The organism is Anaerococcus sp. Marseille-P3915, assembly GCF_900258475.1.
Classification (GTDB): domain Bacteria; phylum Bacillota; class Clostridia; order Tissierellales; family Peptoniphilaceae; genus Anaerococcus; species Anaerococcus kampingae.
This window is the reverse complement of the sequence record NZ_LT984887.1, coordinates 42,125-60,607: the sequence shown is the minus strand read 5'-3', so window position 1 is coordinate 60,607 and position 18,483 is coordinate 42,125. Positions and strand designations below refer to the sequence as shown.

The following is an 18,483-nucleotide window of genomic DNA, read 5'->3' as shown; positions in this document are numbered from 1 at the left end:
GCTATTTCCTTCCTAAAAGTTTGCTATAGACATACCCTTCCCTAACACCTGTTTGGCTAACATTTATTGTATCGATTGAGAAAAATTTACAAATTTTATTTAAAATTATCATTCCTGGCAAGAGAGTGTGAACCCTATCAGGTTTGACAGCAAGAATCATATCTAGCTTAGACCTGTCATCTGCCTTTAAGATTTCCTTAAGCATCTTATTAAATTCGCTTGCATCCATGCTTCTAACGCTATCATCAAGCTTATAATATTCCTTGTAGAATTTTAAGCTAGCCCTAGCAGATCCACCTACTGCTGCAAGAATTTTTTGATCTTCTGCATACATAAGGCTATCTTCAAGAAGCTGATCAATGCGTTTTTCAATTTCTTTCTTATCAGATTTATCTGCAAATAAGCCATCGACATAGTCATTAAAGGCTGATAAAGAGCCAATTGACAAGGAAACTGATTTTATAACCTTTCCTTGATCAATTAGGACAATTTCTGAAGAACCGCCACCTATATCTGTAAGTACACCCTCTGCTACTTCTGTTGAAATAGCCGCACCTACAAAGGCAAGCTTAGCCTCTTCTTCGCCTGAAAGTATTTCTACATCTAGGTCCAGCTTATCCTTGATCAGATTTAAGACATCTGCCCTATTTGCCACATCCCTTACAGTAGCTGTGGCGAAAGGATAAACACCATCAATATCATCAAAATTATCCACAACTGCCTTAAATTTCCCTAAAGTGTGTAAGAGTCTTGAAATGCCCTTTTCTGTAAGCCTGCCCTTTTTAACGAAAGATTTTAGAGAAACTTGCTCTTTTTCTGAAAATAGATTAATAGCTTCGCCATCTTTTTCCTTATAAACTGATAGCCTTACGGTATTTGAACCAATATCCATTATTGCATAAATCATTTGATATCTCCTAGGTAATTTAATTTGTAATCAACTTCCATTATTTGGTCAATCAGTCTTTCTGTCTTGGCTGATTTCTTTGTCATAAATATATTTACCCCTTTTTCGCCAGATCTTAGGTCTAATTTATCTGCTAAATAAATTGCAGGATCTATGATATTTGCCTGGCAAGTGAGATTTTTTTGTATTTGGTCTTTAATCAGCGGGTAATGAGTGCATCCTAGAATTATATTTTCAAGAGCCTTGTCATTGGCAGGATATAAATATTCTCTAAGTGTCTCATCAAGGTCAGGTCCCTCAAGATATCCCTCTTCGATTAAATCTACAAGCTTAAGAGCTGCCATTTCATAGACTGTGGCATCTTTTTTTGCCTCTATCTTATTTTTTATATAATGACTTGATATTGTGGCCTTGGTGGCAAGGGCTAGGTAATCTCCCTCATATTCAAGGCTTGCCTCAACAGCCATATCTGTAATGGCAATAAATTTCTTTTTGAAATGCTCTATAAGGTAATCCTTGCAAGTAACTGAGATTGTATTGCAAGCAATTATATAGAAGTCTATATCAAATCTTTCTAAAAATGTGACAAGCTCTATAGCAAATTTTTTAATTTCTTCTTTTGGCCTATTGCCGTAAGGGACCCTTAGGTTATCACCTAGATAATAGAAATTGGCGTCATTTTTCTTGGCTAGCTCATTTAAAACAGCAATTCCGCCTAATCCTGAATCAAACACGCCTATATTAGTCATCTATAAGGTCCACCTTTTCTACAAAGTCATAGACATCTTTGAGATTCTCATAGGCCTTATCAAGAGTCTCATCATCAAAGAAAATCCCAAATACAGTTGCTCCAGAACCTGAAACAAGGGCCCTAGAAGCTCCGTTGGCCAAAATATTTTCTTTGATAGTATTTAAGTGAGGAAAATCTCTGAGGACTACTTCCTCCATCACATTTTCAAAACTATCGATTATCTCAGACTTACCCTTTTCTAAACCACAAATGATTGCCTCATTATCAATATGACCATAGGTTTTTGTTCTCTTATAGACATAAGATGATGCGATTTCTGTCCCATCATTTATAAGGAGGAGTTTCATCTTAACTTTATTGGTAAAAGGTGTTATTATCTCGCCAATTCCCTCAGCCCTTACCAGGCTTTCTTCAAAGAAAAATGGAATATCAGCCCCTAGGCTTTTTCCAAGCTCAGCCATTTCTTTTTTTGAAAGACCCAGGTCCCAGAGCTCATTTAAGGCCTTAATGGTTTCCGCACAATCTGTAGACCCTCCCGCAAGGCCTGCTGCAAGGGGAATATTTTTCCTAAGTTTGATAGCTACTCCTAGGTCTTCTCCCTTCTCATAAGCTAAAGGAGCTAATTTTTTGTAAGCCTTGTAGATCAAATTATCTGTCAGATGACCTAAATCTATATTAGACTGGTACTCAAATTCACTTGTCCCTGTCTTTTTAATTTCTAACTTATCATATAAGCTAATCCTTGCCATGATTGTATCTATATCATGATAGCCATCGGCTCTCTTCTTTAGAATATCAAGGCTTAGATTCACTTTTGCAAAACATTTTTTAATCATATATACCTCAAAATTATTATATCCTTTATGATTATTTTTTCTATACTTTATCTAAATAGCTTGACAGGAAAAATAAAGGGTATATAATAAAGCATAACAAGCGATGATAGGAAGAGTAATCTTACATAAATCCTCTAGCGAGTCTTGTACAGTGGAAGAAGACAGGTAAGGGTAAGATGAAGAGAGTCTTTGAGCTTAAGACCTGAAATAAGAGTAGGGCCTTAGGGGTGTGCCCCTTACAGCATAAGGTATGATAGTACTTATTAAGTCTTATTTTGTGAGAAATAAGAGAAATTGGGTGGCAACACGGTAAACTCGTCCCTAGAGGGAGGAGCTTTTTTTATGCCCAAAAAAGAAAGGAATTTATAATGAAAAAACTATTAATCGGTGTCCTATTAGCAGGACTAATGACAGGATGTGGATCAAATAATAATACTAAGGATGCTAAGGAAGCAGAAAGCGCAGATAAATTACCAGGTATCCTTGCAGATGGAAAATTAACTGTAGCAACAAGTGCGGACTTTGCCCCATATGAATTTTATGAGGGTGAAGATATTGTTGGTATCGACCCAGAAATTGTAAAGGCCATTGGCGAAAAATTGAAAGTTGACGTAGAAATTAAAGATATGGACTTTAACAACATCATAGCATCAATTGGTTCGGGCAGGGCCGATATAGGTGCTGCTGGTATGACTGTAGATCCAAAAAGGCTTGAAAATGTTAACTTTACAGATACTTACGCATCTAGTACTCAAATATTCTTAATAAAGAAAGATAGCGGAATCAAATCAAAAGATGACCTAAAAGATAAAACAATTGGTAGCCAACTTGGTACAGTAGGAAATGAGATAGCTGAAGAAGAATTTGATAAAGTATCCGCCTTTGCCAAATATCCTGATGCAGTTCTTGCCCTTCAAAATGGAAAAGTCGATGCAATCTTAATGGACAAAACTTCAGCAGAAAAATTCCTAGCTGCCAACGATGACCTAGAAATCATGGAAGCTGACTACGAATCTGAAGACTATGCCTTTGCTATTGGTAAGGAAGAAGATGAAGCAAAAGAGATAATAAATAAAGCTATCAAAGAACTACAAGACGATGGCACAATCGAAGAAATTGTCAAAAAATATAAGTAGGCCCTAATGTTTGACTTAATTAAGACAAATCTCTTAGATGATAACCTATATGTTTACCTGCTAGAAGGGCTTAAAATAACCCTTCTAGTGAGTATAGTATCCCTGATATTGTCCTTTATCCTAGGTCTAATCCTTGCTATAATCAAAAAAGCCAAGCTAGACTTAAATCCTAAATGGAATAATCCAAAAGGTTTTGCCCTAAATCTCCTAGATAAACTAGCAGGTCTATTCATAACAATAATAAGAGGTACTCCATCAACCATCCAACTACTAATTATGTTTAACGTAATCCTAGTAGGACTTGATAACCTTGTAATCATTGCCATAGCAACCTTCACCTTAAACTCAGCAGCTTATATGTCAGAAGTTATAAGAAGCGGCCTAAATTCAGTGGCTAAAGGAGAAGTAGAAGCAGCAAGAAGCCTTGGCTTATCATATAAGCAAGCCCTTTTTAAGATAAGCCTTCCCCAAGCTCTAAGAAATGCCCTCCCAGCCCTCGGCAATGAAGTCATAACCCTCCTAAAGGAGACCTCAATATCTGGCTTCATAGGCCTAGCTGACCTAACTCGTGGGGCATCAATAATAATATCCAAAACCTTTAAGGCAAGCGTCCCTTATCTTGCGGCAGCTCTAATCTATCTAATTATAGTAATTCTAATAGAGCAAGCCTTCAAAGCTATGGAAAGGAAGGTAAAACATGTTAGAAGTTAAAAATCTCCACAAGTCCTTTGCCAACAACGAAGTTCTAAAAGGAATAGATTTAAAAGTGAATAAAGGTGATGTTATCTCAATAATTGGCCCATCAGGCTCGGGAAAATCAACCTTCTTAAGAAGCCTAAACCTCCTAGAAGAGATAGATAGCGGCGAGATATTATTTTTAGGAGAAAATGTAAAAGATATAAATATAAATAGTCTTAGAGAAGAAATAGGTATGGTATTTCAAAATTTCAACCTCTTCTCTCACTTGACAATAATAGACAACCTAACCCTAGCTCCAGTCCTAAGGGGCAAGCTAGATAAGGAGCAAGCCCAATTAAAGGCAAAAGAGCTCCTAGAAAGAATCGGTCTATCAGATAAGAAAAACTCCTATCCAGATGAGCTTTCAGGTGGTCAAAAACAAAGGATAGCAATAATAAGAGCTCTCATGATGAATCCAAAAATCATGCTCTTTGATGAACCAACCAGCGCCCTAGACCCAGAAATGGTAGGAGAAGTCCTAAATCTAATGGCAGATCTTGCAAATGATGCCATGACAATGCTTGTAGTAACCCACGAAATGGCCTTTGCAAGAGAAGTATCAAATAGGCTAATCTTTATGGATGGTGGGATCATTGTCGAAGAAAGTAAGGACCCAAAAGACTTCTTTGCAAATCCAAAAACAGACAGGGCCAAAGATTTCTTAGGAAAAATAATTTGACAAAATATAAAAATCATAGTATCATTTAATAGTGATACTAAGCGGGATTGGCGGAATTGGCAGACGCGCAAGACTAAGGATCTTGTGACCGATTTTAGGTCGTGGAAGTTCAAATCTTCTATCCCGCACCAAACTTAATTAACATAAAAAAAGAAGGCGTTGACCTTCTTTTTTTGTAGTTATATTTCTAATTTTATAATTTGCTAATGTATTTACATTTTTTAATTCGCCATATTTTAAACCTAGATAAAGTTTTTCCTATTTACAATATTTTACATAAAATTAATCTATATCTAATTTAAATATCACCCTTATCTTCAACTTCTTTATGCTTCTTCTTATCCATCAAATAGGCATAGATTAGGCCCACAATTACCATGATTGGGATTTCAAATCCGTTTAGGTCAAATAATTTGGGGATTCCTATTACTATTATTACAAAGATTAGATCAAAGTTTATATAGGCCATCCAGCTTTTGTCCATGATTTTGTAGTTGTGATAGACCATCATTATGATGCCTGCTATGTAAATGATAAAAAATATGAATTCTAGGTCTCTATAGCCCCTAAAATAGCTTAGGCCAAGGCCACCTAGGATTTGGACTAGGTATTCAAATAAATATATGCTCATGACTTGCTCCTTTATTTGATTATATCAAAAAAACGGCAGTTTTTAAACCGCCGTTTGATGTTTTAAATAAATAAGCCTGCACAAACTACTGATACTACTGTCATTAGCTTGATTAGGATGTTTAGTGATGGGCCTGAGGTGTCTTTGAATGGATCACCTACTGTATCTCCCACTACGCTTGCTTTGTGAGCTTCTGAACCTTTACCAAATTCTCCATCAAGTGTTTCGATGTGTTTTTTAGCATTGTCCCAAGCACCACCTGCATTTGACATGAATATTGCAAGTAATACTCCTGTTACTAAAGCTCCTGCAAGAAGGCCGCCTAGGGTTTCTGGTCCAAAGACCTTGCCTACAAATATTGGCACTACTATAGCAAGTACGCCTGGTATAATCATTTCTTTTAGGGATGCTGCTGTTGAGATTTCAATACATTTTTGATAATCTGGTTCGCTTGTTCCTTCTAGTAGACCTGGGTCGTTTTTAAATTGTCTTCTTACTTCTTCAATCATTTCTGTTGCAGCCTTACCTACTGAGTTCATGGTTAGGGCTGAGAATAAGAATGGTAGCATACCACCTACAAACATTCCTGCTACTACCTTAGAATCTAGGATTGAGATTGTTTCTAGCTTTAGAGTTTCAGAATATGTTACAAAAAGTGATAGGGCTGTTAGGGCTGCTGATCCTATGGCAAAACCCTTACCAATAGCTGCTGTTGTGTTACCAATTGAGTCTAATTCGTCTGTTATATCTCTAACATGACTTGGAAGTTTGGCCATTTCGGCGATTCCTCCAGCATTATCTGTGATTGGTCCGTAAGCATCTACTGTTACAGTTGTTGCTGTTGTTGAAAGCATTCCTACTGCTGATAGGGCTATACCAAAGACTCCATCTGCCCAGAAGGCTACGATTATTCCAAGTCCTATAAGGATTATTGGATAAACTGTTGAAAGCATTCCTGTTGAAAGACCTGCTATGATGTTTGTTGCAACACCTGTTTTTGATTCTTCTGCTATATTTTTTACAAATTTATAATGGTCTGATGTATAAATTTCTGTCAATAGTCCTATCAAAATACCTACTATGATGCCTGTAATTATAGCTAGGGCTGCTCTTAAGTTTCCAAAATATGATAAGGAAAGGATAAGGGCTGCTACAATAACTATAGATCCTGATAAGTAGATTGTTTGCATTAAAGCTGATTGTGGACTCTTGTGTTTCTTTCCTAGGAAAAGAATTGTTGATGCAATTGATGCAAGGATTCCGATTGATACTAATAGTAGGGTAAATTTAAGTCCTACTTCACCATAAGATACAAGACCTAGGGTTATGGCTGAGATGATTGCTCCTGCATAGGATTCAAATAAGTCTGCTCCCATACCTGCAACATCACCTACGTTATCTCCAACGTTATCTGCAATTACTGCTGGGTTTCTTGGGTCATCTTCTGGAATTCCTGCTTCAACCTTACCTACAAGGTCTGCACCAAGGTCAGCAGCCTTTGTATAAATACCACCACCAACTCTAGCAAATAGAGCTACAGATGAGGCACCTAGGGAATAACCCATTACAATTGCTGGATCTCTAAAGATCATAAAGCTTACTACAAGACCTAAAAATCCAAGTCCTGTTACAGCAAGACCCATTACTGAACCACCTGTAAAGGCAAGCTTTAGGGCTCTAGATCTACCACCCTCCATAGCTTCGTTAGTGCATCTTGCGTTAGATTCTGTCGCTGTAAGCATTCCTATAAAGCCTGTTAGCATTGAAAAAGCTGAACCTACTATATAGCAAATCATAATCCTATAATCTAGGAAAATAGCTATAAGGATTGAAACTACAACTACAAAAATAGCGATAAACTTATACTCACTTGAAATAAAAGTCATAGCTCCATTTTTGATATAACCTGATATCTCGCTCATTCTTTCTGAGCCTTTAGAAACAGGTAATATCCTCTCTCTTATGTTGAAAGCCATTAGGACTAAAGCCAAAATAGCTACAAAGAGGGATAAAATTTCTATAAACATATTTCCTCCTAATGTTATTAAATTTTTATGGGCTGTATTATTCAAATTATAAATATAAAAGTTTCCAAAAAGAAATTTCTTAATAATATTCCAAAAAGAAAAATCCTTAAAATCATACTGCCTCATATTATATACTTAATTATACTTATTTTTTAACCAAAAACTATCATAAAAGTGAAAGTTTTTGATAAATTTAAGATTTTTCTTAAAAAAACTAAATGTCACAAATAAAAAAGGATGCCGGCGCACCCCTTCTAATTGCTTATTGAAATTTATATATTTTTTATTATTCTTATTGTTCTTCGTAAGGCAATAAAGCTACTTGTCTAGCTCTTTTGATTGCTCTTGTTATTTCTCTTTGGTGTTTAGCGTTAAGACCTGTAACTCTTCTTGGAAGAATCTTACCTCTGTCAGTAATAAATCTTTTTAGAGTTTCAATATCTTTATAATCTATTACTTTAGATGGGTCTTTAACAAATGGATCAACCTTTTTTCTTGGTTTAAATCTTCTTACTGCCATTGTTATTCCTTTCCTTATAATCTAGAAGGGAATTCTACCATCGTCTTGGATTTCAGTAAAGTCATCATCAAAAAAGTCATCATTGCCGCCAAAGTTATTTGAGCCTTGGTTTTGTTGATTATAATTTTGATTTTGGTAGTTGTTAGTTTGAGAATAATTGTTATTATAGGTATCTTGGTTGTCACCTGGGAAAGATCCGCTATTAGCTGATCTTTGACCGTCATTTCTTGAGCCTAAAAACTCAACATTATCAGCAACAACATCTGTTGTATAAACAGTCTTACCTGTTTCTCTATCTTGGTAGCTTCCTGTTTGGATCCTACCTTCTACTGCACATTGACTTCCTTTGCTGAGGTATTTAGAGGCATTTTCGCCTTGTCTACCCCAAACTGTGATTCTTGGAAAATCCGCTGTTTGACGATTAGATGCTTCCGCTTCTTCTCTTCTTTCTCTGCTTAATCTTCTATCAATAGCTAAATTGAATGTACAAACCGCTTGGTTTGATTGTGTGTACCTTAACTCTGGGTCCCTTGTTAGGCGACCTATCAGTATAACCTTATTCAAATTAGTCCTCTTTTCTTATAACCATGTATCTAAGAATTGAATCAGATAGTCTTAATCTTCTTTCGAATTCTTTGATGTGATCTGGTTCAGCTTTGAAGTCTACGATATAGTAGTAACCATCTTTAAGATCGTTAATCTCATATGCTAGTCTTCTCTTTCCCCAATCATCAACTGATACAACTTCGCCATTTTCTTCGATATGACCTTTAAATCTATCAAGAAGAGCTACTCTGTCAGCATCAGCTAAGTCAGTTTTGAAAATCAATACTGCTTCATATATATTCATATTTTCACCTCCCTATGGACTATTGACCCCGTTTATACTACGGAGTAGAGAATTCCTAGTAATAATACTCCTTTAGCATCCTTATGTCAAATAATATCTTTAGGGATATTTATTTTCTAAAAGGGGTAAGTATTAATTAAGAAATAAAGGAGGCAAATATGAAATTATTAGAAGGAAAAGTTGCAATCATAACTGGCTCATCAAGAGGTATTGGTTATGCCGTTGCAGAAAAATTTTTAGATAATGGAGCAAAAGTTGCTGTTCTTGGTTCAAGAGAAGAATCTGCTAACAAGGCTCTTGCAAGCTTAAGTGAAAAATATGATCAGGAAAATTTTAAGGGTTACTGGCCAAAGCTTACAGATGAAGAAAGTGTAAAAGAATTTGTAGAAAAAGTCCTAAGTTACTTCGGCAAGATTGATATCCTAGTAAACTGTGCAGGAGTTTCAGATAATATACCAAGCATTGATGCTGACCTTGCTCATTTTGCCAATGTAATGAATATAAATGTAAATGGCACCTACAATATGATCCACAAGATTCTGCCTCATTTTATAGAGAAGAAGGGCGGGGTAATTGTAAACTTCTCATCAATGGTAAGTAAAAATGGCCAACAACTTGGAGTTGCCTATCCGGCAAGTAAATTTGCTATAAATGGCCTAACCATATCACTTGCTAGAGAGCTTGGTCCTTATGGAATTAGGGTAAATGCAGTTGCTCCTGGTGTTACAAACACAGACATGGTAAAAGTCCTTCCAAAAGAGCAAATCGAACCTGTCAAACAAATGATTCCACTAAAAAGGATTGGCGAACCAGAAGATGTGGCAAATGCAGTCTTATTTTTAGCAAGCGATATGGCTTCCTATGTATCAGGAGAAATCCTCTACTGTGACGGGGCAACCTTTATGTAAAGTATATATAAAAAATTCCTAAATCCATTCTCGGATTAGGAATTTTTTATTTGGGCAAGAAAAAAGAGGTCCAGGCCTCTTAATCTTTATATTCCAACGACATCTCCCACATCTATAGAAAACATCAGGCCTACTCCAGGCTGGTTCATATCACCTAGGACTTCCTTAACAGCATCCTTGGTCGCCCTTAAGTCTTCGTCATCTACTAGTGTAAAAATTGTCTTATTATAAGGTCTATTATTATCCATAACCGACCTTAAAACGCCACCAAAAGTGGTGAAAGCTTGAAGAAGTTTGCAAGACCAGTTGATAATAAAATTACTGTAATAATTGACGAAAGCTCATCATCCTTTGACCTAACTTTCTTAATTAAATAGGTAAATACTAAGCCAATTAAAAGTCCTAATAAAAATGACAGGGCAATTTCTATCAGAGGACTAAGTATCATCATCGGTATTGACAGGCTCTTTTCCCCGATGGCAAATTTGGCCAAGGACATAGAAACTCCAAAGCTTATAATTCCAAGGACATCATCAAGGGCTGCAACTGGTAAAATTGTCTTGGTAAGTGGCCCATAGGCCCTAAATTGTCTAATAACCATCATTGTCCCTGCTGGAGCAGTAGCTGCTGACATAGAAGCTATGATAATTGAAAATACAAAAGACTTGTCCAAAATAAAATACATGACAGAAAATACTAAAATCAAGACTCCAAGGACCTCGAAAACAGTGATTACAAAGACGTCCTTGCCAAGCTTTTTCAAATCTTCTAGCCTAAACTCACTTCCAATCGAAAAGGCAATAATTCCTAGGGCAAACTCATTTACAAAGTCGACCATAGGCTGGTTAGCCTCACTTAAAACATTTAAAAATGAAGGTCCTAATAACAAACCAGCCACTATATAACCTGTGACATTTGGCAATTTAAACCTTCGTGAAATCTTGCCTCCAATAATTCCCAAAAAAATCATCAGGGCTAATTTAATCTGAATATCCAATAAAATCCTCCTCCATCCTTATTTCATAATTTTATAAGATATATTATAATACATATATATTATACTATTTAAGTAAATATAAGCTAATCTTGTCAATTTATAGGCAAAGAAAAAGACTAGGATTTCCTAGCCTCTTGAATATCAGCATTAATTTTCAATTTCTCCTAAGCTATAAATAGCATTGGCAATGGCTTTGCTCATGACATCAGCTGCCAAGGCGCCAACCAGGTTAATATCTGCCTTGATTTTATTGGTAGCTAAGGAGAATATTGTATCCCCATCCATCAATGTGTGGACTGGATTAATCGATCTAGCATAGCCATCATGGGCCATGCCGGCAATTTTTGTAAGCTCAGTCTTAGTAAAGGTCGCATTGGTTGCTACTGCCCCAATTGTTGTGTTAGTTGGCTTGATATCAGCAAAAGAGCCTAGGATTTGGTCTAGGTAATCCATGGTTTTGACCATCTTGCCATCTATAATTGGTCCTGCGATTTGAAGGCCCTTATGGTAATCATAAATATCTCCAAAGGCATTTACAGCAACGATTGCAGATACAACTAGGTCTCCCTTTTTTATTGAAGCTTGGCCAAGTCCTGATTTCATCAAATGTTCTGGCCCAAGGCCCTTGGCAACTGTCGCACCACACCCTGCCCCAACTAGACCTTGGCTCTTATCTTCATTGGTCGCCTTATCATAAGCCTCTTGGGTTATGGCTGCATTTGGTCTTGCCTTAGAACTTTTATAGGCTAGGTCAAATAAAACCGCCTGGCTAATTATTGGCACGACTCCCACACCTACATTAAAACCAATCCCTTCCTTTTCAAGGATTTTCATCAAAGCCGAGGAAGCCTCAAGTCCATAGGCAGACCCTCCTGAAAGGATAAGGCCGCTTAGCTCTGAAACTTGGTTTAGAGGATTTAATAGGTCAGTCTCCCTTGTACCTGGCGCCCCTCCCCTTACATCGACTCCTGCAGTATTACCTGGATCTGGAAGGATTATGCTTAGGCCTGTTCCTCCATCTAAGTCTTGGGCGTGACCTAATTTGATATTTCCAACATCAGTAAAATGTCCACCATACATCAGATATCCTCGTTTCTATACTTATCCATCATTGAACCAAAGACATCTGATGATGAAGGTGGAGTGTAGGAGATGGCATTTGCCCCAGCTTCGATGGTCTCTAGGATGGATTTGCCGTCCTTACCACCAGTGGCAATTATAGGAAACTTATCTCCAATATCAGCCCTAATGTGGGCAACTAAATCTGCTGTATACTTGCCCCCTGATACATTTAAAATCTCAGCTCCTGCCGCAATTTTTGCCTTGTAATCATCCTTAAGCGAGGTCACAGTGGCTATGACTGGTATGTCTACAAATTTAGAAATCTCTTCTATATCTTCGTGAGGAATTGGCCCATTTACTACCACTCCATAGGCTCCTGCAAGCTCAGCATAATAGGCTATCGCCCTTGACCTTGGTCCTTGAGTTGTTCCCCCACCCACTCCTATAAAGCAAGGCACGCTTGCAATTGAAATTATAGATTCTGTTATAGAATTAAGGGGTGTGTATGGATATACTGCCATAATTGAGTCGGCATTTGAATTTCTAATTATTGCAAGGTCTGTCGTAAAGAGCAGAGACTTAATTCTCTTATCAAAAATCTTGATCCCGCTTGCCTTATAAATTTCTTCTGGTACTGATATAAATGATTTTCTAAGTTTGGAATGTACCTCGGGTACGAATTTTTTATCTGTCATAATATTAATCCCTGTTAAATAAATCTCTAGTGTAGACCCTTTCTCTTACATCTATAAGCTCGTCTTCAAGCCTATTTGCTAAGATTAGGTCTGCCTTTTTAAAATCTTCTAAATTATTAACGACCTTCATGCCTTCAAAATCATCGCCGTCAATATTTGGCTCATATATAATTAAATTTGCTCCCTCTTTTTTGAGATTTTCAATCACATCAAAGATAGCAGACTTTCTAAAATTATCTGAACCCTTTTTCATAACCAACCTATAGATGCCGATTAAGTTTGGCTTCTTATCCATAATGTCCTTGCTTAGATAATCTTTTCTGATATCATTGGAATCAATAATTGCCTTAAATAAGGCATTTGGTATGCCGGCAAAGTTGGCATAAAGCTGCTTGGTGTCCTTTGGCAAGCAATAACCGCCATAACCAAATGATGGGTTATTGTAATGGTCGCCAATCCTTGGATCAGCTGACACACCCCTTATAATATTTTTAGAGTCAAGTCCCTTGGCCAAGCTAAAGGAGTCTAGCTCATTAAAAAAGGCCACCCTTAGGGCAAGGTAAGTATTGGCAAAGAGCTTTACAGCCTCAGCCTCGCTTGAGCCCATAAGGATAAGTTCTGGGTCATTTAGGGCTTCTTTCTTATAAAGACTTCCGATTTTCTCCCCAAATCCCCCTTCATTTGAGACAATAATCCTAGAAGGATTCAAAGAATCGTAAAGTGCCCTGCCCTCTCTTAAAAATTCTGGCGAAAATATTATATTGTCACATCCATATAAGTCATTTATTTTTTTGGTGTAGCCTATTGGTATAGTTGATTTTATAAGAATTGGCAAGTCTTTCCTTATAGCCTTAATCTCCTTTATAGCATCGTCTAAGAAAGATGTGTCAAAATAAGATTCCTCCTCATCATAATTTGTAGGAAGAGCAAGGATTACTAGGTCGCTGTCCTTAAAATCATCTACTCCACTAGTCTTTGCCACTAGATTTAATTCTTTGTTCTTAAGATAGTTTTCTATGTAATCATCCTTAATTGGTGATATATTGTTATTGATAAGGTCAACTTTTTCTTTACTTATATCTACCCCAACCACCTCTTCTGATTGAGCTAGCAAAATAGCATTTGAAAGGCCCACATAGCCCATGCCAAGTACAACAATTTTCATATTTCCTCCTGATGTCTTCTGACTTATCTATATTAGATTTTACAATATTTAGCGACTTTTACAATTATTTAGACCTTATAAAAGCGACAGCTTCGTAGGGTCTTAAGAGGATATTTCTATAAAGACTCCTTGATGTATAAGAACCTAGCAAATATTTATATTCTTTGTAATCCATAACCTGGTAGCCTATATCAATTAAGACTTCATTTTGGCCCCTATTTGCTAAGAATAAAATCTTTTCGTCATCTTGCTGCCTAATAAAGGCTATAATTTCAGATTCTTTTGGGAGAATTTTCCTAAGGCCTCTTACCCTAGCGATTTTGCTTTTAAGATCAAATAGCTTTCGTAAAAATATCACATCATCAAAATCTAAATCACTCTCATTTACATAAAGGCTAGATTTCAGGAAAAATAAGGTCATGTAAATCATCCTCTTAGCATAGATTGGATAATTTCGGTAATTAATTCCATCCTGCCAAAAATTTGAATAAGTCAAACAAAGTCCAGACCCAGTTTCCCTAAAATTTAAACTAAGCTTAAGTAAATCTCTTACCTGCCCATCATAGCCAATTAGGCTTAGGCCAGGAAGCTTGGGATTTGATAGGGACCTCATACTTAGATTCTGATTTTTAAAGGTTCCAAGGCTTGTAATTTCCTTATTAAAAAAGGTATTTTTGTTAAGCTCTCTTATAGCTTCAAAAAGTCCCAAACTAGAACTTTTTAAATTTTCCAGACCTTCTAAATTTAAAAATGAAATCCCATGCTTAATTAAATATTCAATAAAATGATAAAGGCTTTTTCTAATTTTCGGATCAGAAAAATCAATGGCTGAAGCAGGTTTAGAAAGTAAAGCTGCCATCAAATCCCTAAGGTCGAAGCCTAGGCCGAGCCCCAGACCTTGCTTATTATAATAATCATTAAGATTAAAAAGTTCTTTTATCCCTGCCTCATTAAGCTTATCAGAGAGCCTTAAAATTATATAATCAGCACCCAAAGACTTATAAAACCTTGTATTTACTTGTAATTTCTTAAAATCTTTTAGATCAGTCCCTATAATTATTATATCGCCCATATCATCTTTCTATTTTTCTTAAATTTATTTAGCAAGAGTCAAAAGACCTGCGCAAAAGGAAAATTTTTCAAAGTTTATATCAGGAAAGGATTTTTTTATTTCATCATATACAAAATAAATCTCATCATCATCCCAATATTTTTCCGCTTCTCTCTTGCAAGCGTCCAAATCCCTACGGCTTTCAAAGGTCACATCACCAATATATATTTTTCCGCCATCATTAAGGAGAGTAAGTAAAAACTTTATGAGGACTACTTTCTCCTTATCATCCAAATGGTGGAGGGAATATGTTCCAACAATGGCATCATATTTTTTATCAATCAAATCACTAGCTAGGCCATCAGCAAGATTTCCTAGGTATAAATTTCCCTTTGGCATCTTTTCTTTAGCTAGCTTTAACATCTCTTCTGAAAAATCTTGACCGAAAATTTCAAGACCCTGGTCATATAGGGCCTTAGCTAACCTTCCTGTGCCAAAGCCCAGGTCTAATACTCTATGAACTTTAGAATTTAAAATCCTCTTATAAATCTCATTTATAATTTCCTTATAACCGGCAAAGGGATAGGACTTTTCATCATCAGTTTCTTCTACTGTCTGATCATAAGTTCCTGCCCATAAGTCAAAGCCTTTATTATCTAGCATTGTCTCCTCCAAGATTAAAACTCACTTATTATAAGTACTTTTTGCTTAGATTATACTCCTTTGCATAAGTTTGAAAAAATGTATAATAGACCAGAAAGGAAAAATATGTTAAAACTTAAAAATATATCAAAAATTTATCACACTCAAGGCTTTTCACAAAAGGCCCTTGATGGTGTATCTATTTCTTTTAGAGAAAATGAATTTGTTTCAATCTTAGGCCAGTCTGGAGGCGGCAAGACTACCCTCCTTAATATAATTGGCGGTCTTATGCGTTATGATGAAGGTGATCTTATTATAGACGGAAGATCAACTAAGAAATTTACCGACAAGGATTGGGATTTTTATAGGAATGTTAGAATAGGTTTTATTTTCCAATCCTATAACCTTATTTCCCACCAAACGGTCCTTGATAATGTAATTCTTTCCCTTACCCTATCTAATAAGGATACGGGTAATATGAAGGATAAGGCCATCAAAGCCCTAGAAAGAGTTGGCTTAAAAGACCATATTTATAAGAAGCCCTCAGAGCTTTCCGGTGGACAGATGCAACGTGTCGCCATTGCCAGGGCCCTAGTAAATGACCCACAAATCCTTCTGGCTGATGAGCCTACAGGTGCCCTTGATAGCGAAACATCCCTTGCCATCATGGACCTTTTAAAGGAAATTGCTAAGGATAAGCTTGTAATCATGGTAACCCACAACCAGTCCCTTGCCGAAGAGTATTCAACAAGAATAATCGGTATCAAAGATGGTCAAATTATATCAGATTCAAATCCTTACGAGGATACTGATACATCCGATAATTTCAAGATTTCTAAGATTGCCCTAAAGCTTAAGACAGCCCTAGGCCTTTCTTTTAACAATCTTCTAAACAAAAAAGCCAGGACCCTCCTTACAGCCTTTGCTGGATCAATCGGGATAATAGGCATTGCTCTAATCTTATCTATATCAAATGGGGCAAGCGACTTTATCGAAGAAAACCAGAAAAATGCCCTCAAATCCTATCCTATAGAAATTGAGAAGAGCTCAGTCGACTTAGCTTCCCTCGGCCAAATGGGAGAAGATGAAAATAAAAACACAGATCAAAGTAAGGTCGCATCAAATGACATAGGCCTTAAAAATAGGTCCAAGCTTTCTGGCAGCGGCTTAGAAAATGACCTTGAGAAATTCAAGTCATATTTAGAGGCTAATGACCAAAAATTATCTAATGAAGTCGGAAACCACTTTATCTCCTACACCTACGATGGCAAATTTGACATCTTCACAAAGGACCCTAAGGGAGAGCTTGTAAATACAGATGGGTCTGATTTTGAAAATTCAAGACCTGCTGGTTTTAATTTTCCATTTGCCTTTGGAGCTTCTAAGCAAAACCCAAATATATCCCAACTAATTACTACTAAGGATGGACAAATCTCCCCTATGGTCAAGGATGAATACGAGATTGTAGCAGGTCATTGGCCAGAAAATCCTAATGAACTAATCCTTTTCACCGACTACAACAATCAGATCCTAAGGTCCAAATTTTATGAATTAGGCTTTCTTCCAAAAAAAGAATATGAAGATATACTAAGAGATTTGGATGATAAGAAAAAAGTTGACATCAAAAAGGTCAGTCTAGATTCAAAAGAAATCCTCGGCAAGGAATATAAAATCCTAAGCCCTTCCGATTATTACGAAAAAGAAGGCAATAACTTTGTATCTATCAAGGAGAATCAGGCAAAAGTAGATGAGAAAATCAAAGACGCCAAGACCCTTAAAATCGTAGGCATAGCAAAAAAGACAAAGGACGATGACAATAGGATAATTCAAACTCCCCTAGCCTATACGGAGGGCTTTACCAAGGATATGATTGCCTATGTAAATAATCAGGAGATTATCAAAAAACAAATAGAAAACCAAGATACCAATGTCCTAAACGGCCTAAAATTTAGGGCAGCAAATGACGATGAAAAAATAAAGCAAAGTAAGGACTACCTAAATAATTTAACCGAAACTGACCTTGCAAGAGTCAATGGATGGATTCTTCAAAATAAGGAAGATTTGGTGAAGAAAATGCAAGAGGAAAGCAAAAAACTTGCCATGGCAGGCAAGGGTCTTGCTAGTACAAACGAGTCTCAAAATAACAAGCAAATGGTAGATTATCTTTTAAAAGAAGATGATAAAAATACCTTCCTTGAAATTTACGATGAGTTTCTAAAAGACTTTTCCTACAAGAAAAACCTGGAAAACCTAGGATATATAGAAGAAAAAAATCCATCAAAGATTTCAATCTATGTAGACAATTTTGAAAATAGGGACAAGGTCAAAGTCTTTATCGACGAATATAACCAAGGAAAAGATATTGAAAATCAAATCTCCTTTACCGACCTAATCGGGATAATTTCAAAGTCTATCACAGATATAATTGGAGCAATTTCCTATATACTCATAGCCTTTGTGGGAGTTTCCCTAATAGTTTCATCAATCATGATTGGAATTATCACCTATATCTCAGTCTTTGAAAGAACCAAAGAAATTGGAATTCTAAGGGCAATCGGTGCTAGCAAAAAAGATATCTACAAGGTCTTTATGGCAGAAACCATGATAATAGGCCTCTTATCAGGTCTCATAGGAGTCGGCCTATCCTATATATTAAATATCTTTATAACAAGGATAATGGTAAAAATGTCAGGATTTGCTGATATCGGAGCAAAACTTCCTCTAGAAGCAGCCCTTATCTTAATCCTAATCTCGGTAGCCTTAAGCCTAATAGCAGGGCTCATCCCATCAAGGATAGCTGCAAACAAGGACCCAGTGGAAGCCTTATCTGCTGAATAAAAAAGAAGCCAAACCGGTGGTCCCAATCCAAATAAGGGTTGGGCCACTAG

The 18,483-nt window shown here is 36.5% G+C and carries 20 protein-coding genes, 1 tRNA gene and 1 other annotated feature; of the genes, 6 read left to right on the top strand and 15 right to left on the bottom strand.

The genetic code is table 11. The features are described 5' to 3' along the window. Nucleotide 1 precedes the first annotated feature (1 nt). Genes C8269_RS00225 through ispE form a run of 3 tightly spaced genes read right to left on the bottom strand, consistent with a single transcriptional unit; the run spans nucleotide 2 to nucleotide 2,494 of the window. Nucleotides 2-907, bottom strand: coding sequence for a Ppx/GppA phosphatase family protein (locus C8269_RS00225; protein ID WP_106459884.1), 906 nt, complete (start codon nucleotides 905-907; stop codon nucleotides 2-4). Further along, a complete protein-coding gene (gene murI / locus C8269_RS00220; protein WP_106459883.1) occupies nucleotides 904-1,656 on the bottom strand; it encodes a glutamate racemase in 753 nt (250 codons plus the stop codon). Before murI ends, C8269_RS00225 begins: the two co-directional genes overlap by 4 nt. Then, complete coding sequence (gene ispE / locus C8269_RS00215; RefSeq protein ID WP_106459882.1) at nucleotides 1,649-2,494, bottom strand: 4-(cytidine 5'-diphospho)-2-C-methyl-D-erythritol kinase; 846 nt, start codon at nucleotides 2,492-2,494, stop codon at nucleotides 1,649-1,651. The genes murI and ispE overlap by 8 nt, the downstream gene beginning before the upstream one ends. A 94-nt stretch (nucleotides 2,495-2,588) precedes the next feature. After that, nucleotides 2,589-2,820 (top strand) — a binding site (T-box leader). Nucleotides 2,821-2,862: 42 nt separating this feature from the next. On the opposite strand from ispE, the gene C8269_RS00210 reads away from it, so the two are divergent. The 4 genes from C8269_RS00210 to C8269_RS00195 all read left to right on the top strand — a co-directional run bounded on the left by C8269_RS00210 (nucleotide 2,863) and on the right by C8269_RS00195 (nucleotide 5,178). Beyond that, nucleotides 2,863-3,630, top strand: coding sequence for a transporter substrate-binding domain-containing protein (locus C8269_RS00210; protein WP_106459881.1), 768 nt, complete (start codon nucleotides 2,863-2,865; stop codon nucleotides 3,628-3,630). A gap of 6 nt (nucleotides 3,631-3,636) precedes the next feature. Beyond that, nucleotides 3,637-4,341, top strand: a complete 705-nt coding sequence (locus C8269_RS00205; protein ID WP_106459880.1) for an amino acid ABC transporter permease — start codon at nucleotides 3,637-3,639, stop codon at nucleotides 4,339-4,341. Further along, entirely contained in the window at nucleotides 4,328-5,047 is a 720-nt protein-coding gene (locus C8269_RS00200) for an amino acid ABC transporter ATP-binding protein (RefSeq protein ID WP_106459879.1), read from the top strand. Before C8269_RS00205 ends, C8269_RS00200 begins: the two co-directional genes overlap by 14 nt. Nucleotides 5,048-5,088: 41 nt before the next feature. Beyond that, nucleotides 5,089-5,178, top strand: a tRNA-Leu gene (locus tag C8269_RS00195). A gap of 167 nt (nucleotides 5,179-5,345) precedes the next feature. Here C8269_RS00195 and C8269_RS00190 read toward each other — a convergent pair. From C8269_RS00190 to rpsF, 5 genes are all read right to left on the bottom strand, one after another. After that, nucleotides 5,346-5,678, bottom strand: coding sequence for a hypothetical protein (locus tag C8269_RS00190; protein ID WP_106459878.1), 333 nt, complete (start codon nucleotides 5,676-5,678; stop codon nucleotides 5,346-5,348). A gap of 62 nt (nucleotides 5,679-5,740) precedes the next feature. After that, nucleotides 5,741-7,705, bottom strand: a complete 1,965-nt coding sequence (locus C8269_RS00185; RefSeq protein WP_106459877.1) for a sodium-translocating pyrophosphatase — start codon at nucleotides 7,703-7,705, stop codon at nucleotides 5,741-5,743. Between the two features lie 292 nt (nucleotides 7,706-7,997). Then, nucleotides 7,998-8,225: a 30S ribosomal protein S18 gene (gene rpsR, locus C8269_RS00180; protein WP_106459876.1), complete on the bottom strand. Its 228-nt coding sequence runs from the start codon at nucleotides 8,223-8,225 to the stop codon at nucleotides 7,998-8,000. 21 nt (nucleotides 8,226-8,246) lie between these two features. After that, nucleotides 8,247-8,789 carry a single-stranded DNA-binding protein gene (locus tag C8269_RS00175; protein ID WP_106459875.1) on the bottom strand — a complete coding sequence of 181 codons (543 nt, stop codon included), beginning with the start codon at nucleotides 8,787-8,789 and terminating at the stop codon, nucleotides 8,247-8,249. A gap of 1 nt (nucleotide 8,790) precedes the next feature. Next, nucleotides 8,791-9,075 (bottom strand): 30S ribosomal protein S6, encoded by a 285-nt coding sequence (rpsF, locus tag C8269_RS00170; protein ID WP_106459874.1) that lies wholly within the window; start codon nucleotides 9,073-9,075, stop codon nucleotides 8,791-8,793. A 158-nt stretch (nucleotides 9,076-9,233) separates the two neighbouring features. Between rpsF and C8269_RS00165 the strand changes: the two genes are divergently transcribed. Further along, complete coding sequence (locus C8269_RS00165) at nucleotides 9,234-9,983, top strand: SDR family NAD(P)-dependent oxidoreductase (RefSeq protein ID WP_106459873.1); 750 nt, start codon at nucleotides 9,234-9,236, stop codon at nucleotides 9,981-9,983. A gap of 86 nt (nucleotides 9,984-10,069) precedes the next feature. Here the strand turns inward: C8269_RS00165 and C8269_RS10735 are convergent, their stop codons facing one another. The 7 genes from C8269_RS10735 to C8269_RS00135 all read right to left on the bottom strand — a co-directional run bounded on the left by C8269_RS10735 (nucleotide 10,070) and on the right by C8269_RS00135 (nucleotide 15,616). Beyond that, the gene (locus tag C8269_RS10735; protein ID WP_158698362.1) at nucleotides 10,070-10,231 is read right to left on the bottom strand and encodes a hypothetical protein; all 162 of its coding nucleotides are present in this window, start codon (nucleotides 10,229-10,231) and stop codon (nucleotides 10,070-10,072) included. An 8-nt stretch (nucleotides 10,232-10,239) separates the two neighbouring features. Beyond that, complete coding sequence (locus C8269_RS00160) at nucleotides 10,240-10,980, bottom strand: cation:proton antiporter (RefSeq protein WP_106459872.1); 741 nt, start codon at nucleotides 10,978-10,980, stop codon at nucleotides 10,240-10,242. 147 nt (nucleotides 10,981-11,127) lie between these two features. Then, nucleotides 11,128-12,060, bottom strand: a complete 933-nt coding sequence (locus C8269_RS00155; protein WP_106459871.1) for a P1 family peptidase — start codon at nucleotides 12,058-12,060, stop codon at nucleotides 11,128-11,130. Next, nucleotides 12,060-12,737 carry a hydrolase gene (locus C8269_RS00150; protein WP_106459870.1) on the bottom strand — a complete coding sequence of 226 codons (678 nt, stop codon included), beginning with the start codon at nucleotides 12,735-12,737 and terminating at the stop codon, nucleotides 12,060-12,062. Before C8269_RS00150 ends, C8269_RS00155 begins: the two co-directional genes overlap by 1 nt. Nucleotides 12,738-12,741: 4 nt before the next feature. Next, nucleotides 12,742-13,902, bottom strand: coding sequence for a nucleotide sugar dehydrogenase (locus C8269_RS00145; protein ID WP_106459869.1), 1,161 nt, complete (start codon nucleotides 13,900-13,902; stop codon nucleotides 12,742-12,744). Between the two features lie 64 nt (nucleotides 13,903-13,966). Beyond that, nucleotides 13,967-14,974, bottom strand: a complete 1,008-nt coding sequence (locus tag C8269_RS00140; RefSeq protein ID WP_106459868.1) for a hypothetical protein — start codon at nucleotides 14,972-14,974, stop codon at nucleotides 13,967-13,969. Nucleotides 14,975-14,998: 24 nt separating this feature from the next. Beyond that, the gene (locus C8269_RS00135; protein WP_106459867.1) at nucleotides 14,999-15,616 is read right to left on the bottom strand and encodes a class I SAM-dependent methyltransferase; all 618 of its coding nucleotides are present in this window, start codon (nucleotides 15,614-15,616) and stop codon (nucleotides 14,999-15,001) included. A gap of 105 nt (nucleotides 15,617-15,721) precedes the next feature. Here C8269_RS00135 and C8269_RS00130 point away from each other — a divergent pair, with 105 nt between their 5' ends. Further along, nucleotides 15,722-18,433, top strand: a complete 2,712-nt coding sequence (locus tag C8269_RS00130; RefSeq protein WP_106459866.1) for an ABC transporter ATP-binding protein/permease — start codon at nucleotides 15,722-15,724, stop codon at nucleotides 18,431-18,433. The last annotated feature ends 50 nt before the right edge of the window (nucleotides 18,434-18,483 follow it).

Bases quoted from the DNA above. Each gene is read 5' to 3' on its own strand.
- murI (WP_106459883.1), bottom strand. From the start codon at position 1,656: ATGACTAATATAGGCGTGTTTGATTCAGGATTAGGCGGAATTGCTGTT.
- rpsR (WP_106459876.1), bottom strand. From the start codon at position 8,225: ATGGCAGTAAGAAGATTTAAACCAAGAAAAAAGGTTGATCCATTTGTT.
- C8269_RS00185 (WP_106459877.1), bottom strand. From the start codon at position 7,705: ATGTTTATAGAAATTTTATCCCTCTTTGTAGCTATTTTGGCTTTAGTC.
- C8269_RS00190 (WP_106459878.1), bottom strand. From the start codon at position 5,678: ATGAGCATATATTTATTTGAATACCTAGTCCAAATCCTAGGTGGCCTT.
- C8269_RS00225 (WP_106459884.1), bottom strand. From the start codon at position 907: ATGATTTATGCAATAATGGATATTGGTTCAAATACCGTAAGGCTATCA.
- rpsF (WP_106459874.1), bottom strand. From the start codon at position 9,075: ATGAATATATATGAAGCAGTATTGATTTTCAAAACTGACTTAGCTGAT.
- C8269_RS00140 (WP_106459868.1), bottom strand. From the start codon at position 14,974: ATGGGCGATATAATAATTATAGGGACTGATCTAAAAGATTTTAAGAAA.
- C8269_RS00145 (WP_106459869.1), bottom strand. From the start codon at position 13,902: ATGAAAATTGTTGTACTTGGCATGGGCTATGTGGGCCTTTCAAATGCT.
- C8269_RS00210 (WP_106459881.1), top strand. From the start codon at position 2,863: ATGAAAAAACTATTAATCGGTGTCCTATTAGCAGGACTAATGACAGGA.
- C8269_RS00200 (WP_106459879.1), top strand. From the start codon at position 4,328: ATGTTAGAAGTTAAAAATCTCCACAAGTCCTTTGCCAACAACGAAGTT.
- C8269_RS00205 (WP_106459880.1), top strand. From the start codon at position 3,637: ATGTTTGACTTAATTAAGACAAATCTCTTAGATGATAACCTATATGTT.
- C8269_RS00155 (WP_106459871.1), bottom strand. From the start codon at position 12,060: ATGTATGGTGGACATTTTACTGATGTTGGAAATATCAAATTAGGTCAC.
- ispE (WP_106459882.1), bottom strand. From the start codon at position 2,494: ATGATTAAAAAATGTTTTGCAAAAGTGAATCTAAGCCTTGATATTCTA.
- C8269_RS00135 (WP_106459867.1), bottom strand. From the start codon at position 15,616: ATGCTAGATAATAAAGGCTTTGACTTATGGGCAGGAACTTATGATCAG.
- C8269_RS00130 (WP_106459866.1), top strand. From the start codon at position 15,722: ATGTTAAAACTTAAAAATATATCAAAAATTTATCACACTCAAGGCTTT.
- C8269_RS10735 (WP_158698362.1), bottom strand. From the start codon at position 10,231: ATGGATAATAATAGACCTTATAATAAGACAATTTTTACACTAGTAGAT.
- C8269_RS00150 (WP_106459870.1), bottom strand. From the start codon at position 12,737: ATGACAGATAAAAAATTCGTACCCGAGGTACATTCCAAACTTAGAAAA.
- C8269_RS00165 (WP_106459873.1), top strand. From the start codon at position 9,234: ATGAAATTATTAGAAGGAAAAGTTGCAATCATAACTGGCTCATCAAGA.